General features: G+C 68.8%; 1 protein-coding gene. It reads right to left on the bottom strand.

What is annotated here, in order from left to right:
* The coding region (locus P0D80_RS51625) for a hypothetical protein (protein ID WP_408296782.1) at positions 1–266 on the bottom strand (266 nt) is incomplete at both ends.

Genomic DNA, 266 nt, shown 5'->3' with positions numbered 1-266 from the left:
CCGGGTAGCGCATTGGTCTGGCGGCCAAGCGCGGCCAGGGGCTGGCCCCGCCCGGCCACGTCGAGTTCGCGAACAGCCACCAGCAGATTATCGAAAGCGGCCTGCCGGTTCCCTTCAGGTAGCAGCCCCCCGATCTGGCCGGCAAGCGCAGCCAGGGGCTGGCCCCGCCCGGCCATGTCGAGTTCGTGAACAGCCACCAGCAGATTATCGAAAGCGGCCTGCCGGTTCCCTTCAGGTAGCCCCCTGATCTGGCCGGCAAGCGCAGC

The organism is Paraburkholderia sp. RL17-373-BIF-A (assembly GCF_046030175.1).
Classification (GTDB): Bacteria; Pseudomonadota; Gammaproteobacteria; order Burkholderiales; family Burkholderiaceae; genus Paraburkholderia.
This window is presented reverse-complemented; position numbering and strand designations above follow the sequence as displayed.